The sequence below is a fragment of the Burkholderia sp. AU32262 genome (genome assembly GCF_020419985.1).
Classification (GTDB): Bacteria; Pseudomonadota; Gammaproteobacteria; order Burkholderiales; family Burkholderiaceae; genus Burkholderia; species Burkholderia semiarida.
In genome coordinates, this window is sequence record NZ_JAIZRS010000011.1 from 16,686 (window position 1) to 39,869 (window position 23,184).

The window sequence follows — 23,184 nt, forward strand, 5'->3', positions numbered from 1 at the left end:
CAGTGACGGCGCCGCGCGGCGCACGCGGCCTACGCTGAACTGTATGCGTAATCGCGCCACACCGGCAATGCCGACGAACCGGGCCGACAGGCATCGGATCGCGTCGCGAGCGCATGATGCCTTTCACGATTTCCACCCGCGCGCCGCGGCGAACATTTACCAGGCAATTTCATCCGACATGACAAATCGATTCTGAATCGGCCGATTATTTATCAGATTTTTAAAAACCGATAAAACCGTTCGATCCGGCTCGGACCAACCCCGTGGAATTCCCGTCCTACGTGGGCTCCACGTACTTTCCCTTATCAGACATTCCCGTATCCGGCCGATATTCGATGCAATTACCGCCGTCGATTTCGTAAAATCGTTTCGCCACCCCACTCCATCGACATGGAGACTCGAAAAATGAACGATATCCGCCTGTCGTCCATGTTGATTCCGGCGCTGTGCGCGTCGCTGCTCGCGTCCGGCGGTGCGCTCGCCGACGGCAACGGGCCGCCATCCTACGTCGAAGGCCACCGCGCACCGAACGGATTTGCCCGCCCGCCGTTCCACACGAAGTCGCGCGCGAGCACGGCCGCGATCGCCGGCCTCACGCCGGCGCTCACGCGGCGTGCATACGGATTCGACACGATCGCGAACCAGGGCGACGGGATGGTCGTCGCGATCGTCGACGCGTACGACCACCCGAAGATCGAATCCGATCTCGGCGTGTTCAGCAATGCGTTCTCGCTGCCGGCCTGCACGTCGTCGAACGGCTGTTTCACCAAGGTGTACGCACGCGGTGGGCGGCCCAGGACCGATTCAGGCTGGGCGCTCGAAATCTCGCTCGACGTCGAATGGGTCCACGCGATCGCGCCGAAGGCGAAGATCCTGCTCGTCGAAGCCGCGTCGGCCAGCTTCAACGACCTGCTGGCCGCGGTCGACGTCGCGGTCAAGCGCGGCGCGTCGGTCGTGTCGATGAGTTTCGGCGGCAACGAATTCAGCAGCGAGACCGGCTTCGACAGCCATTTCAACGCACCCGGCGTCACGTTCGTCGCGTCGTCCGGCGACAGCGGCACCGGCACCGAATACCCGGCCGCGTCGCCTTATGTGGTGTCCGTCGGCGGCACGACGCTGTCGTCCGATACGGCCGGCAACTACATCGGCGAGGCGGCATGGAGCGGCAGCGGCGGCGGCGTGAGCGGCATCGAAGCCGAGCCGGCCGGCCAGACCGCATGGCCGGTTCCGGTGGCCGGCAAGCGCGGCGTGCCCGACGTCAGCTACGACGCGAATCCGTCCAGCGGTTTCGCGGTGTACGACTCGGTCGCCTATCAGGGGCAGGCCGGCTGGTTCCAGGTCGGCGGCACGAGCGCCGGTGCGCCGCAATGGGCGGCGCTCGTCGCGATCGCGAATTCGCTGCGCGCGGCGGCCGGCAAGAAAGCGTTGAGCGGCACCTACGACACGCTCTATACGGTCGGCAAAACCGCGTACGGCAGCGACTTTCACGACGTGACGACCGGGTCCAACGGCAATTGCGGCAGCATCTGCAACGCGGCGGGCGGCTACGACTACGTGACGGGCCTCGGTTCACCGATCGCGCCGGCGCTCGTGCAGGCGCTCGTCGCGCGGCCGTAGTCGCGCGGCCGCCATCACGCGGCTTCGGCGCCGGTCGGCGCGAAGCGCGGGGCTCAGCCGCCGCGCCATGCGCGGTCGAGCACGTTCAGCGTCGCCAGCGCACCGCCCTTCAGCCCGATCACGTCCGCCCGGCGCGCATGCGCCTCGCGCGCGTTGATGCGGATCACGTCGGCGCCGAGCCGTTCGCTCAGCAGACGCACGGTCGGAATCGCGGTGCCCGCGCCGATCTCGACCACGGCCACGCGCCCGGCCTGCGCGATCCAGTCTTCCAGTGCGCGCTCCTGCGCGTCGTAGCGCGCGCCGAGCCAGCCGGTGTCGCCGAACATCAGGATGTTCGGCCGCGCGAGACCGCCGCAGTGCGGGCAGCGCGGCATGTCGCCAACCAGGCGGCACGTCGCTTCGTCGACTTCCGGCACGAACGGCGCCGCGTCCCACGTCGCGTCCGTGCACGGGCGCAGGCATTGCATCGCGTGAATCGAGCCGTGGATCTCGACGATGCGTGCCGGCTCGAAGCCGGCTTTCTGGAACTGGCCGTCGACGTTGCTCGTCAGCACGAAGGCGCCGTTCGGCATCGCGTCGATCCAGCGGCGCAGGATCGCGAAGCCCGCGTGCGGCGTCGTCGCGCGATAGAGCGCGAGACGATGCCCGTAGAATCCCCATGCGAGCGGCGCACGCGCACGAAATGCGTGCGGCGACGCGATCTCGTGGAATTCGAAACGCTCGTGGCGCAGCGCCGGATACGCGCGCCAGAAGCCGTCCGTGCCGCGAAAATCGGGCAGCCCGGAATCGACGCCGATGCCGGCGCCGGCCGTGACGAGCAAGGCGTCGGCACGCGCGAGCGCGTCGACGGCGGACGCGACGAGATCGGCGGGAAGCGGCGCGATGGAATCGGCGGGATCAGCGGGATCGGAAGGCGGCATGATGGAGAAGCGGTGGCGTCGAACGTTGCGCGAGTGGCGTCGCGATCATACGCCGGTTCGGGCGTCGCGCCGCATCGGCAACGCAACTGCGTGGCGCGGCGCGCGTGCGGCTTCCGACAGTGCGAATACCGACCGTCCGCACCGCCGATACCGCGACGCGGCGCCCATGCTTGCTTAGTGACCCGAATCGTCCTGCCCAGCCGGAATCTCGTCGACCGCGAAATAGACCGGCTTGCCGAGTTGCCGCGCAAGCGCCACGTCCGCATCCGCCCCGCGCGACGCACCGTCGATGCGCAGCACCGCATCGCAGCGTCGCAGCAGCCGGTGCGCGGCCGGATACAGGAAGGTTTCGCCGATCGCGTCGCCCAGTTGCGTCGACCCGGCCGCGGCGGCGAGCGGGAGCGACACCCATTCGCCGATCATCGGCACGTGCCCGCGGCGATACACGGCGAGCGCCGCCGCTTCCAGCCGGTGCAGGTTCGCGGCGATGCGCGCCGGGTCGCCGTCCGTGCCGCTGCGATAGGGGCCGGCGACCAGCACGAGCCGCGGCGTCATGCGGCGCGCACGCCCGCGGTTTCCCGCAGCGCGACGTACTGGAGCAGCATGATCGTCTTCGCGTCGACGATCTCGCCGCGCTCGACCGCGTCCAGCGCCGCCTGCAGCGGCATCTCGACGACCTCGAGATCCTCGCCCTCTTCCGCGACGCCGCCGCCCGCGCCCGTGCGCAGCGACGCATCGTATTCGCCGACGAAGAAATGCAGCCTCTCCGTCACGGAGCCCGGGCTCATGAACGCCTCGAACACCTTGCGCACGCCGCGCACGCGATAGCCGGTCTCCTCCTCGGCCTCCGCGCGGATGCGCGCTTCGGGCGTTTCGTCGTCGAGCAGCCCGGCGGCCGCTTCGAGCAGCATGCCATCGTGCCCGCTCACGAACGCCGGCATCCGGAACTGCCGCGTCAGCAGCACGTCGCCCGTCTCGGCATGACGCAGCAGGATCGTCGCGCCGTTGCCGCGATCGTAGGTCTCGCGGCTCAGGCGCTGCCACGTCCCGTCGCGGCGCAGGAAATCGAACGTCACCTTCCTCAGCACATACCAGTCGTCGGACAGCACCGTCGTATCGACGATGCGGACCCGCTCCCGCGTTGCAGCCATCGCAGCCTCCGGTTCGACAAAGGACGGCGCCCATGGTAACGTGCATATTCGTGCAATTTCAAGAATCTTCGTGCAAACACGATGCTGACGACGCAACGCAAGAAGGCGATCCTCGACGCGCTCGCGCGCGACGGCCAGGTGCTGGCCGCCGAGCTGAGCGTGCAATTCGGCGTATCCGAAGACACGGTGCGTCGCGACCTGCGCGAACTCGCGGCCGAAGGGCGGTTGCAGCGCGTGCATGGCGGCGCGCTGCCGGCGTCGCCGGCCGTCGCGCCGTTCGCGCAGCGCGAAGCGCTCGAAACCACGGAGAAGCGGCGCATCGCACGGCGAGCCGCGCAGATGATCGCGCCCGGGCAGGTGGCGATCGTCGACGGCGGCACGACCTCCGCGCTGCTCGTCAGCCAGTTGCCGGCCGACCTGCGCGCGACGATCGTCACGCACAGCCCGAGCGTCGCGGTGGCGCTGGCCGCGCATTCGTCGATCGACGTGATCCTGATCGGCGGGCGACTCTACAAGCACTCGATCGTCGCGGTCGGCGCGGCGGCGATGGAAGGCATCGCGCGCATTCACGCGGACCTGTACTTCATGGGCGTCACGGGCGTCCATCCGGCCGCGGGCCTGAGCACCGGTGATTTCGAGGAGGCGGCGATCAAGCGCGCGCTGTCCGAACGCGCGGCCGAGACGGTCGTGCTCGCGTCGCAGTCGAAACTGCGCGCGGCGTCGCAGTTCGTGATCGGCGAGCTCACGCTGGCGCAGACCATCGTCGTCGAAAAGGAAACCGACGCCGCGCTGACGAAGCCGATCGAGGCCGCGGGCGTGACGGTGGTGCGCGCGTAGCGCGCGTCGGGCCGGCCGCGTCGAATCGGTGCGGAGAGGGGGATGGTGCAGGCTTCGCGCCAATGTCAGCGTGCTGACAGGCACCGCTTGCTAACATGGGCGATCGCTCGATCGCCACGTGCCACCCGCCCGATGCCCTCACCCTTCGCCACGACTCCCACGGCACCGCCCGCGGGCGACGCACCGCCGCCGGGCGTCCTTGCCCTGTTCATCGCATTCGCGCAGATCGGCCTGACCAGCTTCGGCGGCGGGCTCAGCGGGCGGATGATGCGCGATTTCGTGCACGAGCGGCGCTGGCTCGACGAAGAGGCGTTCCTCAATGGTCTCGCGCTGTCGCAAGCGTTGCCGGGCGTCAACGTGAAGAACCTCGCGATCTGGATCGGCTACCGGCTCGCCGGATGGCGCGGCGCGGTGGCCGGCTTCACCGGCATCATCGCGCCGCCGGCCGTGCTGATCGTGCTGTTCGGCGTCGCGTTCTCGACCCTCACGCGCTTCCCGCTCACGCATGTCGCGCTCGCCGGCGCGGCGGCCGCGGCGATCGGGCTGTCGATCTCGATGGCGATCACCGCGGTGCGCCGGCTGCCGCGCCGCGTGCTGCCGTTCGCGGTGACGACGCTCACGTTCGTGTCGGTCGCCGTGCTGCACTGGCCGCTCGTATGGACCGTGCTGATCGGCGGCACGCTGAGCGTCACGCTCGAATACCGCCGTGCGGCCGCCGCGCCGGTCGGGAGCGATACACGATGAACGCATCGGCGCGCTACGCGGCACTGTTCGGCGTATTCGCGCCGCTGTCGATCGCGACGATCGGCGGCGGGCAGGCGGTCATCGCGGACATCCAGCGGCAAGTCGTCGATGTCCATCACTGGATGAGCGCCACGCAATTCGTGAACGACTTCGCGATCGCGCGGATGGCGCCGGGCCCCGGCTCGTTGCTGGCGACGCTGATCGGCTGGCAGGTGGCCGGCTTCTGGGGCGCGGTGATCGCGACGCTCGCGCTGTTCGGCCCGACCGCATTCCTGATCTACGGCGTCGCGCATCTATGGCGGCGACACCGGGGCGCGCGCTGGCAGATCGCGCTCGAAACCGGCCTGCGCCCGGTCGCGGCCGGCATGATCCTCGCGTCGGTATGGGTGCTGCTGCGGGCGCTCGACGGCGGCTGGGCCGCCCGGGCGATCGCGGCGGCGTCGGCGCTGTGCGTGATCTACACGCGTGTTCATGCGCTGCTGCTGATCGCGATCGGCGCGCTGCTGCTCGTCGGCGTGCATGTGCTCGGGGGCGTGTGACGCGGCGCTATCGCCTTTACATCGCGACATCACCCGGGCGCCGATCCGTCCTGACGCCTGAACGGCGCGAAACACCGGCGCGCTCGGACAGCAGCCTGAACGAGCAGGGAATGCCCGCGGTACGCGATCGACGCGCTGTAGGTGTCAGCGGCCCACTATCGGCGCCGATTCCGATACCGCGCGCAGTACGTCGTGCGCGTGGGTATGCAACTCGAACCCGATACCCGGCGCCTGCGGCACGCGTGCGTGTCCCGCATCGACGATTTCCCTATCGGCAAGCCCGCTGAACGGATGGAATGCGAACGGGCTGACTTCCGCGCCACCGAGCCCGAGCGCCGCAACGACGTGCAGCGAGAACAGATGGCCGCCGTGCGGCCAGAACGCACCGCGCCGCCAGCCGCGCGACACGAAGTGATCGACGATCTGCAGATAGCCCGGCAGCCCGTAGCTGTGCACGGGATCGAACACCAGCACGTCGCGGTCGTTGCGCAAGCCGCCATAGCGGTCGAGCAGCTTTGCTTCCGCGAGCGAGAACAGCGCTTCGCCGGCCGCGATCGGCGATGCGTATCGCGTGGCGACGTCTGCTTGAAGCGGCAGATCGAGCGGATCGCAGATGTCCTCGAACCACCAGAGGTCGAACGGCGCGAGCATGTCGGCCGCGTCGTGGGCGGTCGTCGCGTCGTACGTGTTCATCGCGTCGACCGCGAGATGCGAAGGGCCTGCCAACTGCGCGGCAGCGGCGTCGATGCGGCACCGGTCCTGATCGAAATCCACCCCGCCGATCTTGATCTTCGCGTGCGTGTGGCCGAGATCGACGATCCGGCGCATCTCGTCCGACAGGCGCGCGAGGTCGTCGTGCGGATAGCGGTAGCCGCCGCCCGCGTACACGCGCACGCGTGGTGCTGCCGTGCGTTGGAGACGATCGGCGAGAAATCGATGCAGCGGCAGCTCGGCGATCTTCGCGGCGGCGTCCCAGATCGCCATGTCGAGCGTGCCAACCGCGACGCAGCGTTCACCGTGCCCGCCCGGCTTCTCGCCGGCCATCATCGCGCGCCATGCGCGGAACGGGTCGAGGCTCGTGCCAGCTTCGTCGGCGAGCGTATCGGCAGCAGCCAGCAGACGCGGCGCGAACCGTTCGCGGATCAGGCCGCTCTGCGCGAAGCGGCCGATCGACGCGTAGCCATAACCCGTCACCGGGCGGCCGTCGCGCACGACGTCAGTGACGACCGCGACGATGCTCGTCGACAGGCCGCCGGACGGGATCGCCGGATCGGCATAGCGGGAAACGGGAATCGCGCGTTCATGGATCGCGGTGATGCGCATGGTCGGGGCTCCGGAGAGGCGTCCGGCGCAGGCGCAAGCTTCACGCGCAGCAGCGGAAACGGTGGACGGGATCGCTGCATCTTAGGGGTTTGCGCGTTAGCGTGCAGGACCGGCGGCGAGCGTTATCGCGTCGTCATCGACAACCGCGCGTCGCCGTCATCACGCGTTGCAGCCGGATAGCAGAACACCGAGCGTATAACCACGCTCGGCGCGCTGTTTTCGAACCTGGGCCACCTTGATCGAGGCGGAATTCCCGTTCGCCACTCCTGCCTTCGTGCACCGGGACAAGATAAGGCGACGAGAATAGCCCGCGCCGGGAGAATCGACCGGCCCGCTCAGACAAACTCAGGCGAATACGAAGTACTTGCGCACCGTCTCGACCACTTCCCACGTCCCCTTCATGCCGGGTTCGATCACGAACACGTCGCCGGCTTTCAGGTGCACCGGCTCCTCGCCTTCCGGCGTGATGATGCAGTAGCCATCGAGGAAGTGGCAGTACTCCCATTTTTCGTAATTCACCTCGAACTTGCCCGGCGTGCAGATCCAGGTACCCATGATCTTGCTGCCGTCCTTCGAGACGTACGCGTTGAGGTTCACGGTGTGCGGATCGCCGCCAATGCGCTTCCACTTGGTCGCGTCAACGACAGGCGTCGGGCAGGTTTTGCGCAGAACGGTGATGAAATCGGACATGTCGGCTCCAGACTGACGATCGTATGAAAGACCTGTCACGTTAGTTCGAAAGCTTTACCCGGGCTTGTATGCTTCCGACGCCGACTCGTTTATTTTCGACATTGGGCACGAGGATGCCGACCTTGCATCGGCTCCAGCAGCTCAGTGACGCGTTAGACTACTCCCAGATCAGCTATTGCAGCGCGGATCGAAACGGCCGGACGATCAACTGGCTATGATTGCAGATACTCTCGATGGATTGGATAGCAACGAGCGGGAACTCGTCGTGAATTTCGTTCAGCAGTTCACTGATATGCTCAAATCAAAGCATCCGACCAAGAGCAAGCGGCGCAAGTAACGACCAATGTCTGGTAGATGGACCACTCCTCGGACCAAAGCAACTCAAATTCTTAGCATCTTTCTTCGGTTCGATGCTCAGCGAACAAACTCGAACATGCCCAATTCACCTCGAAAGATTACCCGTGATCATGTCCTCAGAGCAGCACGGATATGGAAGAAGGACCATGGACATGGAGGATTTCGAGACAGCGTGCGATACGACGTCGTCATCAATCGCGAACGCTTTCCGCCCAAGGCAATCGCTGCCATTGCGAATAGGCTTGCCGGAAACGGTGATTTGCTTCCATCCGAATTCGCCGGTGCCAGAGATGGCAAGTGGCACCGATTACTCGAAGATCTGGATTTTGAGATCGTCCCGAAAGAAAAAGGTAGTCCCGTCGATGAACAAGACGGCTCGCCCACGAAGCTCGAAGCAGATTGGACCAAAAGCGAATTGAGAGGCTCGGTGGCCGCATACCTCGACATGGCCCGTTGTTTCCGAGACGCTCGTCCGGTTGTGAAACGACAGGTCTATCGAAATCTCGCCGCGCAAATTGGCCGATCCGAAAAATCTTGCGAATACAGGATGCGGAACATCTCCTACGTTCTGGAGCTCATGGGACGCGATTGGATACCGGGTCTCCCACCGGCAACAAATGTTGGGGTAAGGGTTGCCGGACAGATAGAAGCCATCATCGGCGAGTTGGAAGGTCGACAGGAATTGCCTCGGGCTGCCGAAGCCGTAACCATCGCCGAGATTCGCAAGACTCTAGAGGAACGGCCCGATGGCAATAAAGCCCCAGGCACAACAACGTCAACGACCACCAGCTTCGTGCGCGACCTCAAGGTCAAAGCATGGGTGCTTAAGCGAGCGAAGGACAATTGTGAGGCTTGCGACCAACCCGCGCCATTTTCCGGGGCAAATGGTCCGTTTCTCGAAGTTCATCACCTCCGCAAGCTCGCGGATGGCGGGTCGGATACGGTGACGAATACGGTCGCCGTTTGCCCGAACTGCCATCGGCGACTGCACTTTTCCAAAGACGCTCGCGCATACCGAGAAACGCTCTATGGAAAGGTGACTGAGCTGGTACGTGAGTAGCAGCGTCAGAGTTCAGACGGGCGACCGCTGTATATGAGGCTTGCATCCACCTGGTCCGCCTCGAACCCTGGAACGTCTTCGAGAAGCCACAGCAGTTTCTCCGTGAAAGCTGCTCGCGAGAGGTCGCCGCCGAAATCGTCACACACCGCCGCAGCCAGCTCGCAAAGCTGCTCATTGGTCAACGTCGGGAAATCGTTGTGGTGTCGGGTTTCGTCCATGCTGGGACTATCCCGGCAATCCGACGATCAGGACAACGCCACAGCTATACAACCCGCTCAACTGGCTCGATCATTGCGAGCTCGGCACCCGGCTTCCACTCTGGAGCAAGGGCAAGCAAGGCCTCACGTGCCCCCTTGCACTGGTAAACGGGATAGTCCCCGCGGAGCCTTAGAAGATTGAAATATGCGAAAAGCCTGAACACACCCTTACCCGGCCTCGTATAGACCCCGTAGCGAAGCCCGTCGGTCACTACCAGTCGGTGACAATTGGTGCGAGACTGAGCGTAGTTGAGTGCCTGTGACATGGCTGAGAGGCAGGAATCGTCCATCTTCTTGGCCTCAACAACGGCGCAGAGGTTTTCATCTCTGCGCGGCAACCGCTCAAAGAGCGCGAGATCAACACGGTTCCATTCGATCGCCATCCGTTGTGGCGTCCAGCCAAGGGCACGCAGCAACGGTACCACCAGATACGCCACCGTCTCATGTTCAGAAGGCTTCTGGGAACGCTTGTACCAGCGTCCGATCCGAGACAGTTCGTCTATCTCATGCACGAGACTCGTGATCGAAGCACTGGCAACCCCATGGTCAAACAGGAACGATGAAATCTCGGCCAACTGGATTTTCCTAGACGCTTGGTCAGGCAATACTCGCAGGGGCACAGAAGACGACTCATTCGACACCAGTTCAAGCGACCTGATCCAATCAAGTACGGGGCCATTCCGCAATTGCTGGGTTGTGTCCCCCTGATTCATCGCATAGGCGTCGAAACGCATTGGCTTGCCCTCAGGCCTCCAGAGCCATCGGACCCTGCGAACGTGTTGCAGGTCCCACCCGTCGATATCGCCGAACTCATCGTGCCATTCGTAAGGCCCGATTATCTCGCCAACCCCATGGACCTCATTTGTTCCAAGCCTAAGCACGACGATATCGCCCGGAGCCATGGAAACAGCGAAGCGCTTCAGATCGGTAATCTTCCGTGACGACCAACCGTCAGCTCTAAGTCGGTCAGCGGCTTCGGGAATGGGTCCTGCATAGCCAGGTCCGTTGAGTATTACATCCCAATCGAGGCAAAAGCTGACGTAATTTCTATTGGTATCGCCAGCAGCCTGTTGCCAGACTGTTCTTCCCTCAAGCTTCATCGTTGTTTGACTGATTGTGAACAGGGCAGAAAGCTTACCAGTCGAGACTTACGCTGGCGCCACTTGATCAGAAGTATCGACAAAGAAATTGCCGACGATTCAAGCGAGCGTGTCGAGCGAGCGCTCCAGGCCGATCCCCAATCGGCATCACTGCCAGCGACGCCACCGCTCCAGCATCGAGCGATGCCAGTTTCCCTGCCACCGCCCCAAACCTCCCACTTGCCATCCCCACCCAAACCCCTGTAGAATTATGCGCTCTGCGGGCGTCGTATAATGGCCATTACCTCAGCTTCCCAAGCTGATGACGTGGGTTCGATTCCCATCGCCCGCTCCACACCCCACCTAGCCCGTTGATTCCACTGGGCTATGTGTGTGCCTCACGAGCATCTCCGCAAGACTCCTACATCGGCGTCCTACGGTGGCTCAAACCTCCTGCCTTTATCGTCGCCCTAGCGGCATCTACGTTGTCCGGCTCGCCGTCCCGAAACGGTTGCGCGCAGCAGTCGGCAAGAATGAAATTCATGCGTCCACGCGACTTCGAGAGTGGGAAGCCGCTAAACTCGTCGCCCATCGAATTCAGTCTCATTGGCGCGAGCACTTCATGACGTTAGACATCGAAAAACTCAAAGCCGAAAACCCGCTGCTGGACGGTGCGGGCATGATCCGCATTGTGGACGCTGCGCGGACCATTGGTATGGAGCCGAGGCTGCTGGCGAACGAACTGCTCAACGACGGCGCGCAAGCACGCTTCAACAATGGATGTATTCGCAAGCATCGGTGCTCGGCGGCACATCCTCAAACATCGCCATCCTGTTCGACAGGGATGGGAAGATGATTCGGATCCCCAGCAAAGGGCAGGTGAACACCGGATAATCGACATGCAATCAGGATGGCGGCGCGCCCCACGCGCCGCACATCACCAGATTTACGCCCCGCGGTTCAAACCCGAGTCTCGGAGACTGACTGGCCACCGCCGGACCACGCTCCGGCTCGTTTCATCGCGCTCAGCAACCACGCCGGCGTTAGCCGATGAGTTAATCGTGTATATGGCCCGGCGACAGGCTCCACCGCGCCACCCAAGACCCACGCCGTATCCGCACTTGCTTCGTAAACTGCGAGACCTCGCTCCGTAACCGCAAGAGAGAAGGCTCGACCGGTCTTCCCCGATCGATAGCTAGTTTGGAATTGACCATCTGGATGGCTGACGATCTGAACCAAGTGATCGACATCCTTCCGCAAGGCATCTCTGGCTAGAGTTACACGGGTAGCAGTTGACGCAGTCGTTACTCCCATCCCGGGCGGGTAATAAGCAACGCCATCTACAACCACGAACCCAGACACCCCACCGCGACGCCCCATGTCGATTTCTTGAGCCGTATATGGGTTGCTGCGGGCCAACGTTCCGGACAGGGGACGGAGCAGTCCGGGCCAGCTTCTCACAACCGTCTCTATCAGAGATTGCTGGCAGAACGGTAACTCCTCGCTATGTGTTCGGACATCGATAATGCACGCCGCATCGTCAACAAACATCACGTAGAGCAAGTAATCACCGCGCTCCGTGAAGTAGTCTCTCGACGCAAGCGATGCCCCCCTCGGAAACCGGCGCGTCGGTCAGATGCAAGTGATGAATACCCCAGTCTGCCCACAACAAATCCGTTCTCATCTGGCGCTTCGTTGCGCTCGTGTCATGGAGCCCAATCAGCCTCTTGCCTTGAAACGGATTCAGGTCACGGCCGCCGAGCATACGTTTCTCGATCGCTCGCAACCCTGTTTCGGTGGCTCCACTGAGCCGCATCGGGAAACGATTCGATGCAACGATTCGCCGAGGAACCGGGTCGATGTATCTCATACGAAAATCAAGCCAGCGGTAGAGACCCTCACTGAGGTGCGGGACGTCCTTTGAATGCTTGAGACCGACGAAGCTGATTAGCGACGCAACAATGTCATCAACATCGCGCTGGAAGCGCTGTCTTAGTTCTTTGCTCTCGTCGTCGATCAATTCCCTCTCCTTCTTGCCAGTTAATTCGCGACGGCACTTGCCCGAACGTTGATGATATTGGCTCTTGAAACCGAATACGCTCGTGCCAGCGCGCTGACCGATTCACCCTGACCGAGCCTACGTAGAATCTCTGCGCGCTGCTCCGGCGTGGTTTTGGACGGTCTGCCAAGCCGCTTCCCTTCCGCCCGAGCACGAGCAAGCCCGGCCTGCGTGCGCTCGACCAGCAAGTCTCGCTCCATTTCTGCGACCGCCGCCAACATCGACAGCAGCAGCTTCCCGGCGGGTGACGTTAGATCGGTCGCCCCGAGTTGGAGCACGATGACCCTGATGCCACGCTCGCCCAGATGCCGGACAGTCTGCAACACGTCGATCGCGTCGCGCCCAAGCCGGTCCAGCTTCGACACGACCAGCGTTTCGCCCCTGCGTATCTGCCCGAGTAGGCGCTTGAACGCGGGACGCTGCTCCGCACAGACTTTCCCGCTGACGCCCTCATCGGCGAACCAAAACTCCGGTTCGATCTCGTAACCCGCCTGCGTGATCTCAACGAACTGGTTATCTGCCGTCTGCTGTCCAGTCGAGACCCTACCGTATCCAAACGTCGCCATCGCTGCTCCCCCAATGACATGCGCCAGAAATTGGTGCCAGAGTAGGACGCCGTGCCTGGAAAGCCAAGGGCTAATTTTCTGGCGGCGCGGAAGCGACGTTCGGATACTGCCGGAATCCGGCCGTTTGCTGGCAAACGAAGTCACAATGTCCGTGACTTGGATCGATTGGCGATTTCATGCTATGGATACGCTACCGAGGCGGAAGCGCGGGCCGCTGCGCACGGAGAATTCACACGCACGCAGCGCAGCTAGGCAACGCTCGATTACTCGCTGGCACGCGGCAAGACTGACTTGTTTCCGGAAGCGCCTGTCAGGGTGAGCGGCCTCAAACCGGAAATCCACGAAACGGCATGGTTGGCGAAGAAGGCAACGCATCGGATCGCGAACGACGGATTCGTGACCGATTTGGAGCTAGAAATGCTCGATGACCCGACGACGGATAGGCATCGGCCGCACTTTCGGAAGGCGAGGTAGAGGTGAGGGTAAGATATCGTAAGTCTAAAGGAGGACTACGTGGGGCTCCCTCAAAATATCGACTTTCACCAAATCAACGACCTGATTGGAGCTTTCAATAAGGAATCAGATCGTGGCGCGGCAATATTCGCTGGTAGCTTTCTGGAACACTATTTGGGCGCTTACCTTCAGTCCAAGACAGTTGATGCAAAGGTTGCAGAAAAATTATTTGGCGCAATGGGGCCGCTTGCAACGTCCTCCCAACGTATCGCTGTGGCCTATGCCTTCGGGTTCATTGACAAGGAGCTATACAGGAATATCGAACTGATTCGGAAGATTCGCAACCACTTCGCTCATCATCCGTTCGAGGGATCGTCCGAATCGGATGAGGTAAAAGGAAAGGTTCTCTCACTATCCACATACGGAGGCTCACCTGCAAACTATAGCGCAGCGCATGCGCGACAGGTTTACGTATTCGCATGCAGCGTAATTTGCGGATATTTTTGGAAACTCATGCAATCTGCACAAGAGAAAATATAGAGACTCGCGACGACGCGCCTCATAGCGCCAACATTGATTAGCGCGAGCACGTATTCAATCCGAGGGTGCTACTTCTTCGAATTCTTCTTCGATGGCTTGACGCTCTCAAGAAACTCCTCGCAAAACGAACCTGTAAACTGTGCATCTTCTAATTTTTTTATCTCTAGCCGAGCATCTGCGTTCGGACTCTGCGATGACGTGTTCGGGGTGTTCGGTTGTGGATCATAGTCAGATCTTTTTCCGAGACGGAATCTGCTTGGAAATAAGCCCGGAGCTTGGTCGGCCACATTAAAGTCGAGCAGGCCGGCTGCTCGATTAACATGCACTTTTGCCTCAGCGAATGTGCGTCGTTCACCGGCTATGCAATCCCAGAAAACAACGTGTCCGACGTTACGAGAAATACTTCCCTCGACGAAAACATCTGTGTGAAGGTTGTATTTGCATACACGCTTGCTTACCGCTGATCCGGAAATCTGACCATCCCGCACGGTGACGTCCAGAAAAACTGCGTCATCGTCACTGACAGCCCATGCCGGGGGTTCAATGTCGCCCTCGCTAGTGTTAGTCGACCGGCCACTCACATTTTGGTCCATGCGATACCACTCAACGAAGTCTTTCCCGTTCTTCAGGAGAGTCGGGCCGTTCACCGCCAGTGTGATTATTAATCCCGTCGCCGAAACGAAGAGGCCACTCAATGAAACGAGAAACGGTCCTTTTTTAAGAACGTTGTCCCAACGAGCTGGCGTTGACGGTGTCTCTGACTTCGCTTGTTGTGCCAATGTTCTTGGCGATCGTGGAATCTTGCGCCGCATGGTTTCCCCGTTTCTGTGGCGTGTTAGAAGGGCGCGAGCGTATCACAACGTCCTGGCCCGGAATCGCCGCCAGCGCTATGCATTGCAACCCGGGACCGATACCGAGCCCGACATCGCGACCTAACGTCTGGCGAACGTGCGTGAAAAAATCACACAACAAAATTCACTCCGAACGAGCGAAAGACAACCATCGCTCACTACTGGTTGACAAAAAAACGAAATGTATTTCACACCCCACTGCCGGTTGTGCTAAATTATCGCTCGCACACCCAAGAGACCGGGTTTGCGCTTCCTTGCTTTTCGGCGATAGAACGGTCGAGCAAGGTCGTAAAGCTGCGAGAGAAATGCAGCGGAGCATAGATGGGATCGTCGTAATGCTCACCGGTAGAGTTGCCTCGAAAGAGGAAGACGCAGCCGGGACGATGGGGAGAGGTTCGATTGGCTCAGCTTTGGATCCAGCCTCTCCTGACATAATGCGTCACGACCAAAGCGAGGGATTACCCATAGGGAAGAATATGGGAGCGTCGATGCCTCCAACTAGGTTTCTCCTTTGCGAGAAGCCTAGGGAGAGTATTGGCTCTCCCACGGGAAGGGTCTAACAACGAATACAAAACGATGGGAATAACTAGGAACAAGTTGCTCCCCAATTGATCCTATCCCCTACTACTTGAATCGCTGACACATAAGCTTGTGTCAATCCCGCGTCCACCTGCAGAACGCAGAGCAACGCACGAGCAGCCGTCATCGGCGGTTGGACCTCCTAGGATTGCCGCGACCGCCCCAAGGTATCGCGTCCTTCAATCCAGCCCCAGATCGTCGATCCTTATACGCGGCGACGAATACGAACCGGCACCCAAGATGCGTGACGCGCGAGGCGGAGCATTTCCCCCCGTATGCTCACGCAAATCGGCGTGGCGGGCCGCAATGATTACGGCACAGTTCGCGGCTCACACCTCAAGCGACAAATCGATACGGGCCAAAACAACCGGAAATGCCCTTTCAACATCAAGCATGGTGTCGCCTAAGATCCAACTCGCGATTTGCCCCGTCAAGTGCTTGCGCTCCGTCCTATCGGGTGCGAGCCAAACGAAGTGCAATTCTCGAAGAGCAGCTAGATACATTCCCTCTGTCGTGTCCGACCCAAATTCGGATCCTGCGACGCACCCGTTAATCCACTCTGTAGCGGCCTTATGCGCGTCGCGATCCCCCCTAAGCACGCCATCGAAAATCGATGGCTCACGCAATTTCAAGGTGATCAGATATGCGAGAAGTCCCGATGGCCCCATTGGCCCAGATAAAGCAAACAGAGCGCATATTTTCTCCATATCGCGCAACGACAACCGAGCGGTATGCACCCAAATCAAAGCAGCAGCGTGAAAGTTCGCCACAGGGCGATTCTGAGAACGATCGAAACCATAACGCAATAGCTCCTGAGTGAGAAAATCGTTAGCTTTAGAGCCATACTGCGTATTCCTTTCTGCAGAAGGCGCTGGCAGACGAAAGAAGAAGCGCACAAACTTCGAAAGATATGCCGCAGCGTCGGTCTCACGTCCGAACATTCCCTTCACGGCCTGCTCAAGCTGCTCGCGGTTCAGCAGCAAGACGAAGACAACGTTCGGAATCTCGAAGAAGTGCTTTATGCGCTCAATCAGTCGAACCGCGAACATAGGATTGCAGCGGTCAAGCTCATCCACAAACACGACAACCGGCTTATCTTGCTTTGCTGCGAACTCGGCCAATGCGCGGCGATATTCGACGAACGACCTTTTCTCTTCCTCGTGCTCTTCAAGCTTTTTCTCAATGGACTTTTCCGCTTGATCCGCTACGCCGTCCTGCGCCGCGTCAACCACATCTTGGATATCTTCCGAAAGGTCAGCGGAACCAAATGCCAGCCGTCCGACGACACCCACAAGCATTCTTGCACTGAGCGGCAAGATGGCCTTCATAACCGCCGCGGCTCTCCCACGTAACAGGCGGCCACTGCCCTCACTATCGTCGAGCAAGGTCGCCAACTCTGCCGCAATGACCATGAACGGGTCTTCGACGTAGTCTTGTTCGAAAGCGTCGATAAAGGCAACTTTATGCCCAGCAGCAAGCAACTGCGCAGCCCAATTCCGTCCAAACCACGTCTTGCCACCACCCCATGGGGCATCGATGGCGATCGCACCGCCCGCAGTCAGGCGGCCGACGAAATCCGTTAGACGCGTGGCGTATCGCTGTCGTTTCAGGCGATCATCATGAAATGGTGGCTGTTCGGGATCGAATTGCCATGCGGAAAAGGCCAGCGGCGGATGGTTTGTGCCTGTCATGGTTATCGTTTCGGCATTGATATGTCCCAAACACTATCATGGGAACAAGAAAGCGAAGTAGCGGCCTCTCTCTCCGGCCCTATCGCGAACCGGCTTCTTCGGTTCTGTACAATGCGCTCCAACAGAAGTATCCGACATGGGGTTGTGCTGCCCGCTCCATGTTCCTTTTAAATCATAGTGTTGCGGATGCGCGTGTAGGAGCCTTCGATTCCCATCGCCCGCTCCAGTCGTTCCCCAACCCTTGCCGCGCAAAGCTTGCAGGGTTCCGGCGGCTCCGCACCTTCCCTCTCAGCGATATCCGATCCCGAATGTGTGCGACGAATCATGTCCGTCACGCGCCCATCGCAAGTTCGTGACGAAAAGCCTGCCGCCTACCTCATGCCGCCCGCAAAATCACAATGAGGATGGGCAAGCACAACAAACCATGAAGCACGATCGCGCAATACGCCGGCACGGCATCCGCACCAGCATCGTCGTTCGCGTTGAGCAACGCGCTGATCGCCCAGACGAGACCGCCGAGAGAAACGACGCCGCACAGAACCACGATAACCAGTACCGCGCCGATCGCACCGAATCCCGACGCGCCGGCAAAGCTGCTCGGATCACTGACGATTGAAATGCCTGCAATGCCGGCGATCACGCACTCGGCAAGGGCGAGCATCGCCGGGCCGCTGCCGACTTTGCGCCGTACAAAAGTTGTTTCACTCATGGCTGTTCTCCCCAAAGGCCATTGGCCGTGGATCATTCCGACGCGTTCTTTCTCACGACCGTTGCGAAAACAACCATTGATCGAACTTGAAGCATCATCCGGCCGTTACCTCTTCTTGTCGTTCTGGCCGCGAGCATTCGGAATGAAGCGCGCACTATTCATTTTCATCACGCTGCGCCCGTGTCCGACACATCCGGTCACGCCGGCCGCGTCAGCGATTCTACTCAATAGCCTGACGGCGGCGAGATGTTGCGCGAACACCCCTGCAACCTTGCCAGCCCGGTCAAACCAGTCCATAATCCGGCTCTTTCCGGTTGGCTGAACGGGAAATCCTTAAGGATCAACGGCTTGACGGCGTATCGCCACGCCCGTCGCCACGTTCCGCAACCGCGCGCCAGCCGCCTCGTCGAAGGCGGCTTTTTTGTACCGCGCCGGCGCGTCCCGCGCGCCCGATGCCCTCGCCCGAACCGAGCCTTTCTCTGTACCGATGATGCACGACGATCCGAACGAAGCCGGCCTGCCGCCGCACGACGACGCCATTCCCGACGAGGCCGACCAAGCCGCCGAAGGCGCCGACGAAGCCAACCCGCTGCATCGCCGCCGCATCCGCAGCTTCGTCACGCGCGCCGGCCGCGTATCGACCGGCCAGCGCCGCGCGATCGACGAGTTCGGCCCGCGCTTCGTCGTCCCGTATGCGCCGGCGCTGCCCGACTGGAACGCGATCTTCGGCCGCACTGCACCGCGCATCCTCGAGATCGGTTTCGGGATGGGCGCATCGACCGCGGAAATCGCCGCGCACCGCCCGGGCGACGATTTCCTCGGCGTCGAGGTGCACGAGCCGGGCGTCGGTGCGCTGCTGAAGCTGATCGGCGAGCAGGATCTGACGAACATCCGCATCATCCAGCACGACGCGGTCGAGGTGCTCGAGCACATGATCGCGCCGGAAAGCCTCGACGGCGTGCACATCTTCTTCCCCGATCCGTGGCACAAGGCGCGTCACCACAAGCGCCGGCTGATCCAGCCGCCGCTCGTCGCGCATCTCGCGTCGCGACTGAAGCCCGGCGCGTACCTGCACTGCGCGACCGACTGGCAGAACTACGCGGAGCAGATGCTGGAAGTGCTCGGCGCGGAACCGACGCTCGAGAACACGGCCGCCGACTACGCGCCGCGCCCTGACTACCGCCCGGTGACGAAGTTCGAACGGCGCGGGCTGCGGCTCGGCCACGGCGTGTGGGACCTGGTGTTCCGCAAGCGCGCAGGTTGAACGCCCCGCCCTGCGCAAAATAAAAAAGCCCGACCGGCGTCTCGCGCCGGTCGGGCTTTTTCATTGGAAACGTCCTGGTCTCCTGGTTCGCCTCACGACCAGTTCAGCCACCCGCTGTAACCGACCAGTAGCACGAACAGCCCGAACGCGATCCGGTACCACGCGAACACCGTGAAATCGTGCGTCGCGACGTAGCGCAGCAGCCAGCGCACGCACACGAACGCGCTGACGAATGCCGACACGAGCCCGAGCGCGAACAGCCCGAGCGAATCGACGGTGAACGCCTGCCAGTCCTTCACGGTTTCATAGAGCGTCGCGCCGAAGATGATCGGAATCGCGAGAAAGAACGAGAATTCGGTGGCCACGCGGCGGTCGAGGCCGAACAGCATCCCGCCGATGATCGTCGAGCCCGAGCGCGACATGCCGGGCACCAGCGCGAAGCACTGCGCGAGTCCGACCTTGAATGCGTCGAGCGGCGTCAGCGCATCGACCGACATCACGCGCGGCGGCTGGCCGCGTTCGCGCTGCCGCGCCTCGGCCCACAGGATGATCGCACCGCCGACGACGAGCGCGAACGCGACGGGCACCGGCGAGAACAGCACCGCCTTGATCTTCTTCTCGAGCAGGAGGCCGAGCGCGATCGCGGGAATCGTCGCGATCACGACGTTCAGCGTGAAGCGCCGCGCGTCGGGCCGGCTCGGCAGCCCGGACACGACGGACACGATCCGCTGCCGGTATTCCCAGCAGACCGCGAGGATCGCGCCGAACTGGATCACGACGTCGAACGTCTTCGCGTGCGAATCGTTGAAATTCAGGAAACTGCCCGCGACGATCAGGTGACCGGTACTCGACACCGGCAGGAATTCCGTCAGCCCCTCGACGACGCCGAGGATCAATGCCTTGCAGATCAGGATCCAGTCCATCCGTGGCCCAACTCCGAAATGGTCGAAAGAAAAGGCCACTCTTGCGCGCGCGGCCCGCCCGGCCGTGCGCGCCCCGTCGTCACTTTTCGACGATCGCCACGCGTATGCCGTTTGTAAGGATCGTAATTGTACCGGGTTCGTAGTTCACCCCGGCAAATTGCAGTTGTTCCGGCTTGAACGTGTAGATCGGGTAGTTGGTCAGCAACTGCGTCGCGAGCAGCCCGGCGGCCGCGCCCACCTGCTGCGCGTACATCTGCGCGTCGCCGTCGAGCACGAGGCTGTCGACGGCCGGCGCCCTCAGCACCACCGAGCGGCTCGGCGCGTCGTACGCGAGCTGGCCCGACACGGTGAACTTGCCGCTGACGGGCGCGCGCAGGAACGGGCTCGCGAAATTCGCGTCGAGTTGCACCGCGACGCGGTTCTGGTCGGGCAGCAGGTTGACGGCCGGGTTCGCGAGCGACACGTCGACGACCTGCGCGACCGTCTTCTGGTAAGGAAACTTGCGCGCGACGGCCTTCTGCACGTCGCCGCGCGAAAACGTGTAGTGATCGGGGATGAACGGGAACGTCGACGCGCACGCGGCAAGCGATACGCACACGCCGACGGCGCCGATGGCGGCAGCGAGAAAACGGCGCCGGCCGGGCGCGCGAGGGACGGTCATGCTGAACTCTCTCCTGGATGCGCCGGCCGCGTCGCGGCCTCGAGGCGCGTAAGCCACGCGAGCGCGTCGTCGCGCGACGCGCCGCACATGTCGGCGGACGGCTGCAGCCCGGAGCAGCACGCGGGGCGCTCGGGCCGGCCGAAGATCATGCAGCGCAGGTCGTCGCCGAGCTGCACGCAGCGCACGCCGGCCGGCTTGCCGTCGGGCATGCCCGGAATCGGGCTGGAAATCGACGGCGCGATGCAGCACGCGCCGCAGCCCTCGCGGCACGCGTGCGGCGGCGGGACTTCGGCGGGCGCCGGGCGGACAGGGATTTCGACGGACACTCGGCTCTCTCGACGAACAACGAAAAATGGTGCGGCAACCGGACGCGGTATCCGGCAGCCCTACCCCGCATTGTGCCATCGCCGGCTGCGACGTTATTACACAATCCAGGCCACGCGCGCGTTCATATACTCGAAAGCATCTAAAAAGCGCGAGACCGTCATGCATTCTGGTTCTGACGACACGATGTTCCGTCCCCATTTGCTCACGAAATACGGCGCGAACGGGCCGCGCTATACGTCGTACCCCACCGCGCTGCAATTCCGCGACGACTTCGATCCGGCCGACTACGTGCGCGCGGCCGGCGACCCCGGCGCGTCGTCGAGCGACCTGTCGCTGTACTTCCACATCCCGTTCTGCAACACCGCATGCTTCTACTGCGGCTGCAACAAGGTCGCGACCAACAACCGCCGCCGCGCGCGCCCGTATCTCGACCAGCTCAAGCGCGAAATGGCGCTGCAGGCCGCGCTGTTCGATCCGTCCCGTCCCGTCACGCAGCTGCACTGGGGCGGCGGTACGCCGACCTTTCTGTCCGACGACGAAACGGCCGAGCTGATGGCGGCCACGCGCGAGCATTTCGCGCTCGCGGCGGACGCCGATGCCGAGTTCTCGATCGAGATCGATCCGCGCACGGTCACGCCGGCGACGCTCGTCCACCTGCGCACGATCGGCTTCAATCGGCTGAGCCTCGGCGTGCAGGATTTCGACCCGGCCGTGCAGCAGGCGATCAACCGCGTCCAGCCGCGCGCGATGACGGCCGACCTGCTCGCCGCCGCGCGGGCGACGGGCTTCCATTCGGTGAGCGTCGACCTGATCTACGGGCTGCCGCACCAGACGGTCGCCGTGTTCGCACGCACGCTGGAGACGATCATCGAGCTCGCGCCCGATCGCCTGTCGGTGTTCGGCTACGCGCACATGCCGCACCTGTTCAAGATGCAGCGGCAGATCGACGATGCGACGCTGCCGCCGCCGGAAACGCGCATCGCGCTGCTCGGCCTCGCGATCGACATGCTGACGTCGGCCGGCTACGTGTACATCGGGATGGACCACTTCGCGCGGCCGTCCGACGAACTGGTGCGCGCGCAGCGCAACGGCACGCTGCAGCGCAATTTCCAGGGCTACAGCACGCGCGCGGATACCGACCTGATCGGCTTCGGCGTGTCGTCGATCGGCAAGGTCGGCGACGTCTACGCGCAGAACGCGAAGGATCTGCCCGCGTACGGCGCCGCGCTCGACGCGGGCCGGCTGCCGATCGCCCGCGGCGTACGGCTCACGCCGGACGACCGGCTGCGCCGGGACGTGATCACGCAGCTGATGTGCAATCTCGAACTGCCGTTCTCGCATGTCGAGGCCGCGCACGGCATCCGCTTCGCCGATCATTTCGCGCGCGAGCTCGACGCGCTGCGCCCGTTCGAGCGCGACGGGCTGCTGACGATCGCGCGCGACCGGCTGACGATCCATCCGGCCGGCCGGATGGTCGTGCGCAACATCGCGATGGCGTTCGACGCGTATCTCGGCCAGACGCCGCGGCAGCGCTACTCGCGCACGGTCTAGGGCCGTTCGCGCGGGCCATGGGGCGGGCGCCGGCCGCACGCGGGCGGCCGGTTTGATAGAGTGTGAGGCTTACACCCGCTTCGCCAGCCCCCAAGATGCGCACCACCAAAGCGACCCACGCGGTCGAACGCCTGAAAACCCGCTCCGGCAACCCGCAATTCGCGGCCGTCGCGATGGCGGGCGGCCTGTTCTATCTCGTCGACCGCTCGGGCGGCACCGCCGAAAAGCGCTGCGAGCCGCTGCCGCTCGACGAATTCGTCAAGTTCGTCGACGCATTTGGCCCCCAAAAGCCGCGCAAGGCGAGCAAGCTCGACCTCGCATTCGAGGCGCAGATCAAGAAGAGCAAGGGGTAAAGGTCTGTTGCAGGCCGCCTGAAGGCTTCGCGGCCGCGCCGTTTGGTACAATCACGAAGTTTCTCTATCCCCGCTGATGGCCG

The 23,184-nt window shown here is 62.5% G+C and carries 25 protein-coding genes, 1 tRNA gene and 1 pseudogene; 12 read left to right on the forward strand and 15 right to left on the reverse strand.

What is annotated here, in order from left to right:
• Positions 1-405 precede the first annotated feature (405 nt).
• The gene (locus LGN10_RS15035; RefSeq protein ID WP_089464599.1) at positions 406-1,617 is read left to right on the forward strand and encodes a S53 family peptidase; all 1,212 of its coding nucleotides are present in this window, start codon (positions 406-408) and stop codon (positions 1,615-1,617) included.
• A 53-nt stretch (positions 1,618-1,670) separates the two neighbouring features.
• On the opposite strand, the gene LGN10_RS15040 is transcribed toward LGN10_RS15035, so the two are convergent.
• The 3 genes from LGN10_RS15040 to LGN10_RS15050 form a co-directional block, all read right to left on the reverse strand.
• Complete coding sequence (locus LGN10_RS15040) at positions 1,671-2,537, reverse strand: SIR2 family NAD-dependent protein deacylase (protein ID WP_226224106.1); 867 nt, start codon at positions 2,535-2,537, stop codon at positions 1,671-1,673.
• 174 nt (positions 2,538-2,711) lie between these two features.
• Positions 2,712-3,092 carry a hypothetical protein gene (locus LGN10_RS15045; protein WP_059574152.1) on the reverse strand — a complete coding sequence of 127 codons (381 nt, stop codon included), beginning with the start codon at positions 3,090-3,092 and terminating at the stop codon, positions 2,712-2,714.
• Positions 3,089-3,688, reverse strand: a complete 600-nt coding sequence (locus LGN10_RS15050; RefSeq protein ID WP_226224108.1) for an NUDIX domain-containing protein — start codon at positions 3,686-3,688, stop codon at positions 3,089-3,091. Before LGN10_RS15050 ends, LGN10_RS15045 begins: the two co-directional genes overlap by 4 nt.
• An 81-nt stretch (positions 3,689-3,769) precedes the next feature.
• Between LGN10_RS15050 and LGN10_RS15055 the strand changes: the two genes are divergently transcribed.
• From LGN10_RS15055 to LGN10_RS15065, 3 genes are all read left to right on the forward strand, one after another.
• Positions 3,770-4,525 carry a DeoR/GlpR family DNA-binding transcription regulator gene (locus tag LGN10_RS15055; protein WP_059574154.1) on the forward strand — a complete coding sequence of 252 codons (756 nt, stop codon included), beginning with the start codon at positions 3,770-3,772 and terminating at the stop codon, positions 4,523-4,525.
• A 132-nt stretch (positions 4,526-4,657) separates the two neighbouring features.
• Positions 4,658-5,269: a chromate transporter gene (locus LGN10_RS15060; protein ID WP_059574155.1), complete on the forward strand. Its 612-nt coding sequence runs from the start codon at positions 4,658-4,660 to the stop codon at positions 5,267-5,269.
• On the forward strand, positions 5,266-5,808 hold the full coding sequence (locus LGN10_RS15065) for a chromate transporter (RefSeq protein ID WP_059574156.1): 543 nt from the start codon (positions 5,266-5,268) through the stop codon (positions 5,806-5,808). The genes LGN10_RS15060 and LGN10_RS15065 overlap by 4 nt, the downstream gene beginning before the upstream one ends.
• Before the next feature lie 144 nt (positions 5,809-5,952).
• On the opposite strand, the gene LGN10_RS15070 is transcribed toward LGN10_RS15065, so the two are convergent.
• Together LGN10_RS15070 and LGN10_RS15075 are read right to left on the reverse strand one after the other, a co-directional pair.
• The gene (locus LGN10_RS15070) at positions 5,953-7,131 is read right to left on the reverse strand and encodes a mandelate racemase/muconate lactonizing enzyme family protein (protein ID WP_059574157.1); all 1,179 of its coding nucleotides are present in this window, start codon (positions 7,129-7,131) and stop codon (positions 5,953-5,955) included.
• Between the two features lie 345 nt (positions 7,132-7,476).
• Complete coding sequence (locus tag LGN10_RS15075) at positions 7,477-7,821, reverse strand: cupin domain-containing protein (RefSeq protein WP_059448122.1); 345 nt, start codon at positions 7,819-7,821, stop codon at positions 7,477-7,479.
• Positions 7,822-8,350: 529 nt separating this feature from the next.
• Between LGN10_RS15075 and LGN10_RS33685 the strand changes: the two genes are divergently transcribed.
• Positions 8,351-9,238 (forward strand): HNH endonuclease signature motif containing protein, encoded by an 888-nt coding sequence (locus LGN10_RS33685; protein WP_226093716.1) that lies wholly within the window; start codon positions 8,351-8,353, stop codon positions 9,236-9,238.
• A 5-nt stretch (positions 9,239-9,243) separates the two neighbouring features.
• Here LGN10_RS33685 and LGN10_RS15085 read toward each other — a convergent pair whose 3' ends face one another.
• Both LGN10_RS15085 and LGN10_RS15090 read right to left on the reverse strand, forming a co-directional pair.
• Positions 9,244-9,456 carry a hypothetical protein gene (locus tag LGN10_RS15085; protein ID WP_059574159.1) on the reverse strand — a complete coding sequence of 71 codons (213 nt, stop codon included), beginning with the start codon at positions 9,454-9,456 and terminating at the stop codon, positions 9,244-9,246.
• Between the two features lie 44 nt (positions 9,457-9,500).
• A complete protein-coding gene (locus LGN10_RS15090) occupies positions 9,501-10,595 on the reverse strand; it encodes a hypothetical protein (protein WP_059574160.1) in 1,095 nt (364 codons plus the stop codon).
• A 259-nt stretch (positions 10,596-10,854) separates the two neighbouring features.
• Here LGN10_RS15090 and LGN10_RS15095 point away from each other — a divergent pair.
• Positions 10,855-10,929 (forward strand) — tRNA-Gly (locus LGN10_RS15095).
• An 84-nt stretch (positions 10,930-11,013) separates the two neighbouring features.
• A complete protein-coding gene (locus LGN10_RS15100; RefSeq protein ID WP_179231715.1) occupies positions 11,014-11,430 on the forward strand; it encodes a DUF6538 domain-containing protein in 417 nt (138 codons plus the stop codon).
• A gap of 711 nt (positions 11,431-12,141) precedes the next feature.
• Here LGN10_RS15100 and LGN10_RS15105 read toward each other — a convergent pair.
• Positions 12,142-12,594 carry a hypothetical protein gene (locus LGN10_RS15105; RefSeq protein WP_226224109.1) on the reverse strand — a complete coding sequence of 151 codons (453 nt, stop codon included), beginning with the start codon at positions 12,592-12,594 and terminating at the stop codon, positions 12,142-12,144.
• A 20-nt stretch (positions 12,595-12,614) separates the two neighbouring features.
• Positions 12,615-13,199: a recombinase family protein gene (locus LGN10_RS15110; RefSeq protein ID WP_059574163.1), complete on the reverse strand. Its 585-nt coding sequence runs from the start codon at positions 13,197-13,199 to the stop codon at positions 12,615-12,617.
• Between the two features lie 183 nt (positions 13,200-13,382).
• Here LGN10_RS15110 and LGN10_RS15115 point away from each other — a divergent pair.
• Positions 13,383-13,673: pseudogene (locus LGN10_RS15115) on the forward strand (phage late control D family protein); the annotation flags it as partial.
• 39 nt (positions 13,674-13,712) lie between these two features.
• Positions 13,713-14,192, forward strand: coding sequence for an MltR family transcriptional regulator (locus tag LGN10_RS15120; protein WP_143328695.1), 480 nt, complete (start codon positions 13,713-13,715; stop codon positions 14,190-14,192).
• Positions 14,193-14,260: 68 nt separating this feature from the next.
• Here LGN10_RS15120 and LGN10_RS15125 read toward each other — a convergent pair whose 3' ends face one another.
• From LGN10_RS15125 to LGN10_RS15135, 3 genes are all read right to left on the reverse strand, one after another.
• Positions 14,261-15,004: a hypothetical protein gene (locus tag LGN10_RS15125; protein WP_143328694.1), complete on the reverse strand. Its 744-nt coding sequence runs from the start codon at positions 15,002-15,004 to the stop codon at positions 14,261-14,263.
• 947 nt (positions 15,005-15,951) lie between these two features.
• Entirely contained in the window at positions 15,952-17,313 is a 1,362-nt protein-coding gene (locus LGN10_RS15130; protein WP_081066594.1) for a P-loop NTPase fold protein, read from the reverse strand.
• A gap of 376 nt (positions 17,314-17,689) precedes the next feature.
• A complete protein-coding gene (locus LGN10_RS15135) occupies positions 17,690-18,022 on the reverse strand; it encodes a hypothetical protein (protein WP_059574328.1) in 333 nt (110 codons plus the stop codon).
• Positions 18,023-18,509: 487 nt separating this feature from the next.
• Here LGN10_RS15135 and trmB point away from each other — a divergent pair, with 487 nt between their 5' ends.
• A complete protein-coding gene (gene trmB, locus LGN10_RS15140; protein ID WP_059574166.1) occupies positions 18,510-19,286 on the forward strand; it encodes a tRNA (guanosine(46)-N7)-methyltransferase TrmB in 777 nt (258 codons plus the stop codon).
• A 92-nt stretch (positions 19,287-19,378) separates the two neighbouring features.
• Here the strand turns inward: trmB and LGN10_RS15145 are convergent, their stop codons facing one another.
• The 3 genes from LGN10_RS15145 to LGN10_RS15155 all read right to left on the reverse strand — a co-directional run bounded on the left by LGN10_RS15145 (position 19,379) and on the right by LGN10_RS15155 (position 21,196).
• Positions 19,379-20,209: an undecaprenyl-diphosphate phosphatase gene (locus LGN10_RS15145; RefSeq protein WP_059574167.1), complete on the reverse strand. Its 831-nt coding sequence runs from the start codon at positions 20,207-20,209 to the stop codon at positions 19,379-19,381.
• A 79-nt stretch (positions 20,210-20,288) separates the two neighbouring features.
• Positions 20,289-20,870, reverse strand: a complete 582-nt coding sequence (locus LGN10_RS15150; protein ID WP_059574168.1) for a DUF1439 domain-containing protein — start codon at positions 20,868-20,870, stop codon at positions 20,289-20,291.
• Positions 20,867-21,196 carry a YkgJ family cysteine cluster protein gene (locus LGN10_RS15155; protein ID WP_226224110.1) on the reverse strand — a complete coding sequence of 110 codons (330 nt, stop codon included), beginning with the start codon at positions 21,194-21,196 and terminating at the stop codon, positions 20,867-20,869. The genes LGN10_RS15150 and LGN10_RS15155 overlap by 4 nt, the downstream gene beginning before the upstream one ends.
• A 160-nt stretch (positions 21,197-21,356) precedes the next feature.
• On the opposite strand from LGN10_RS15155, the gene hemN reads away from it, so the two are divergent.
• A complete protein-coding gene (hemN, locus tag LGN10_RS15160) occupies positions 21,357-22,748 on the forward strand; it encodes an oxygen-independent coproporphyrinogen III oxidase (RefSeq protein WP_226224111.1) in 1,392 nt (463 codons plus the stop codon).
• Between the two features lie 95 nt (positions 22,749-22,843).
• Positions 22,844-23,101: a hypothetical protein gene (locus tag LGN10_RS15165; protein ID WP_059574169.1), complete on the forward strand. Its 258-nt coding sequence runs from the start codon at positions 22,844-22,846 to the stop codon at positions 23,099-23,101.
• Positions 23,102-23,184 lie beyond the last annotated feature (83 nt).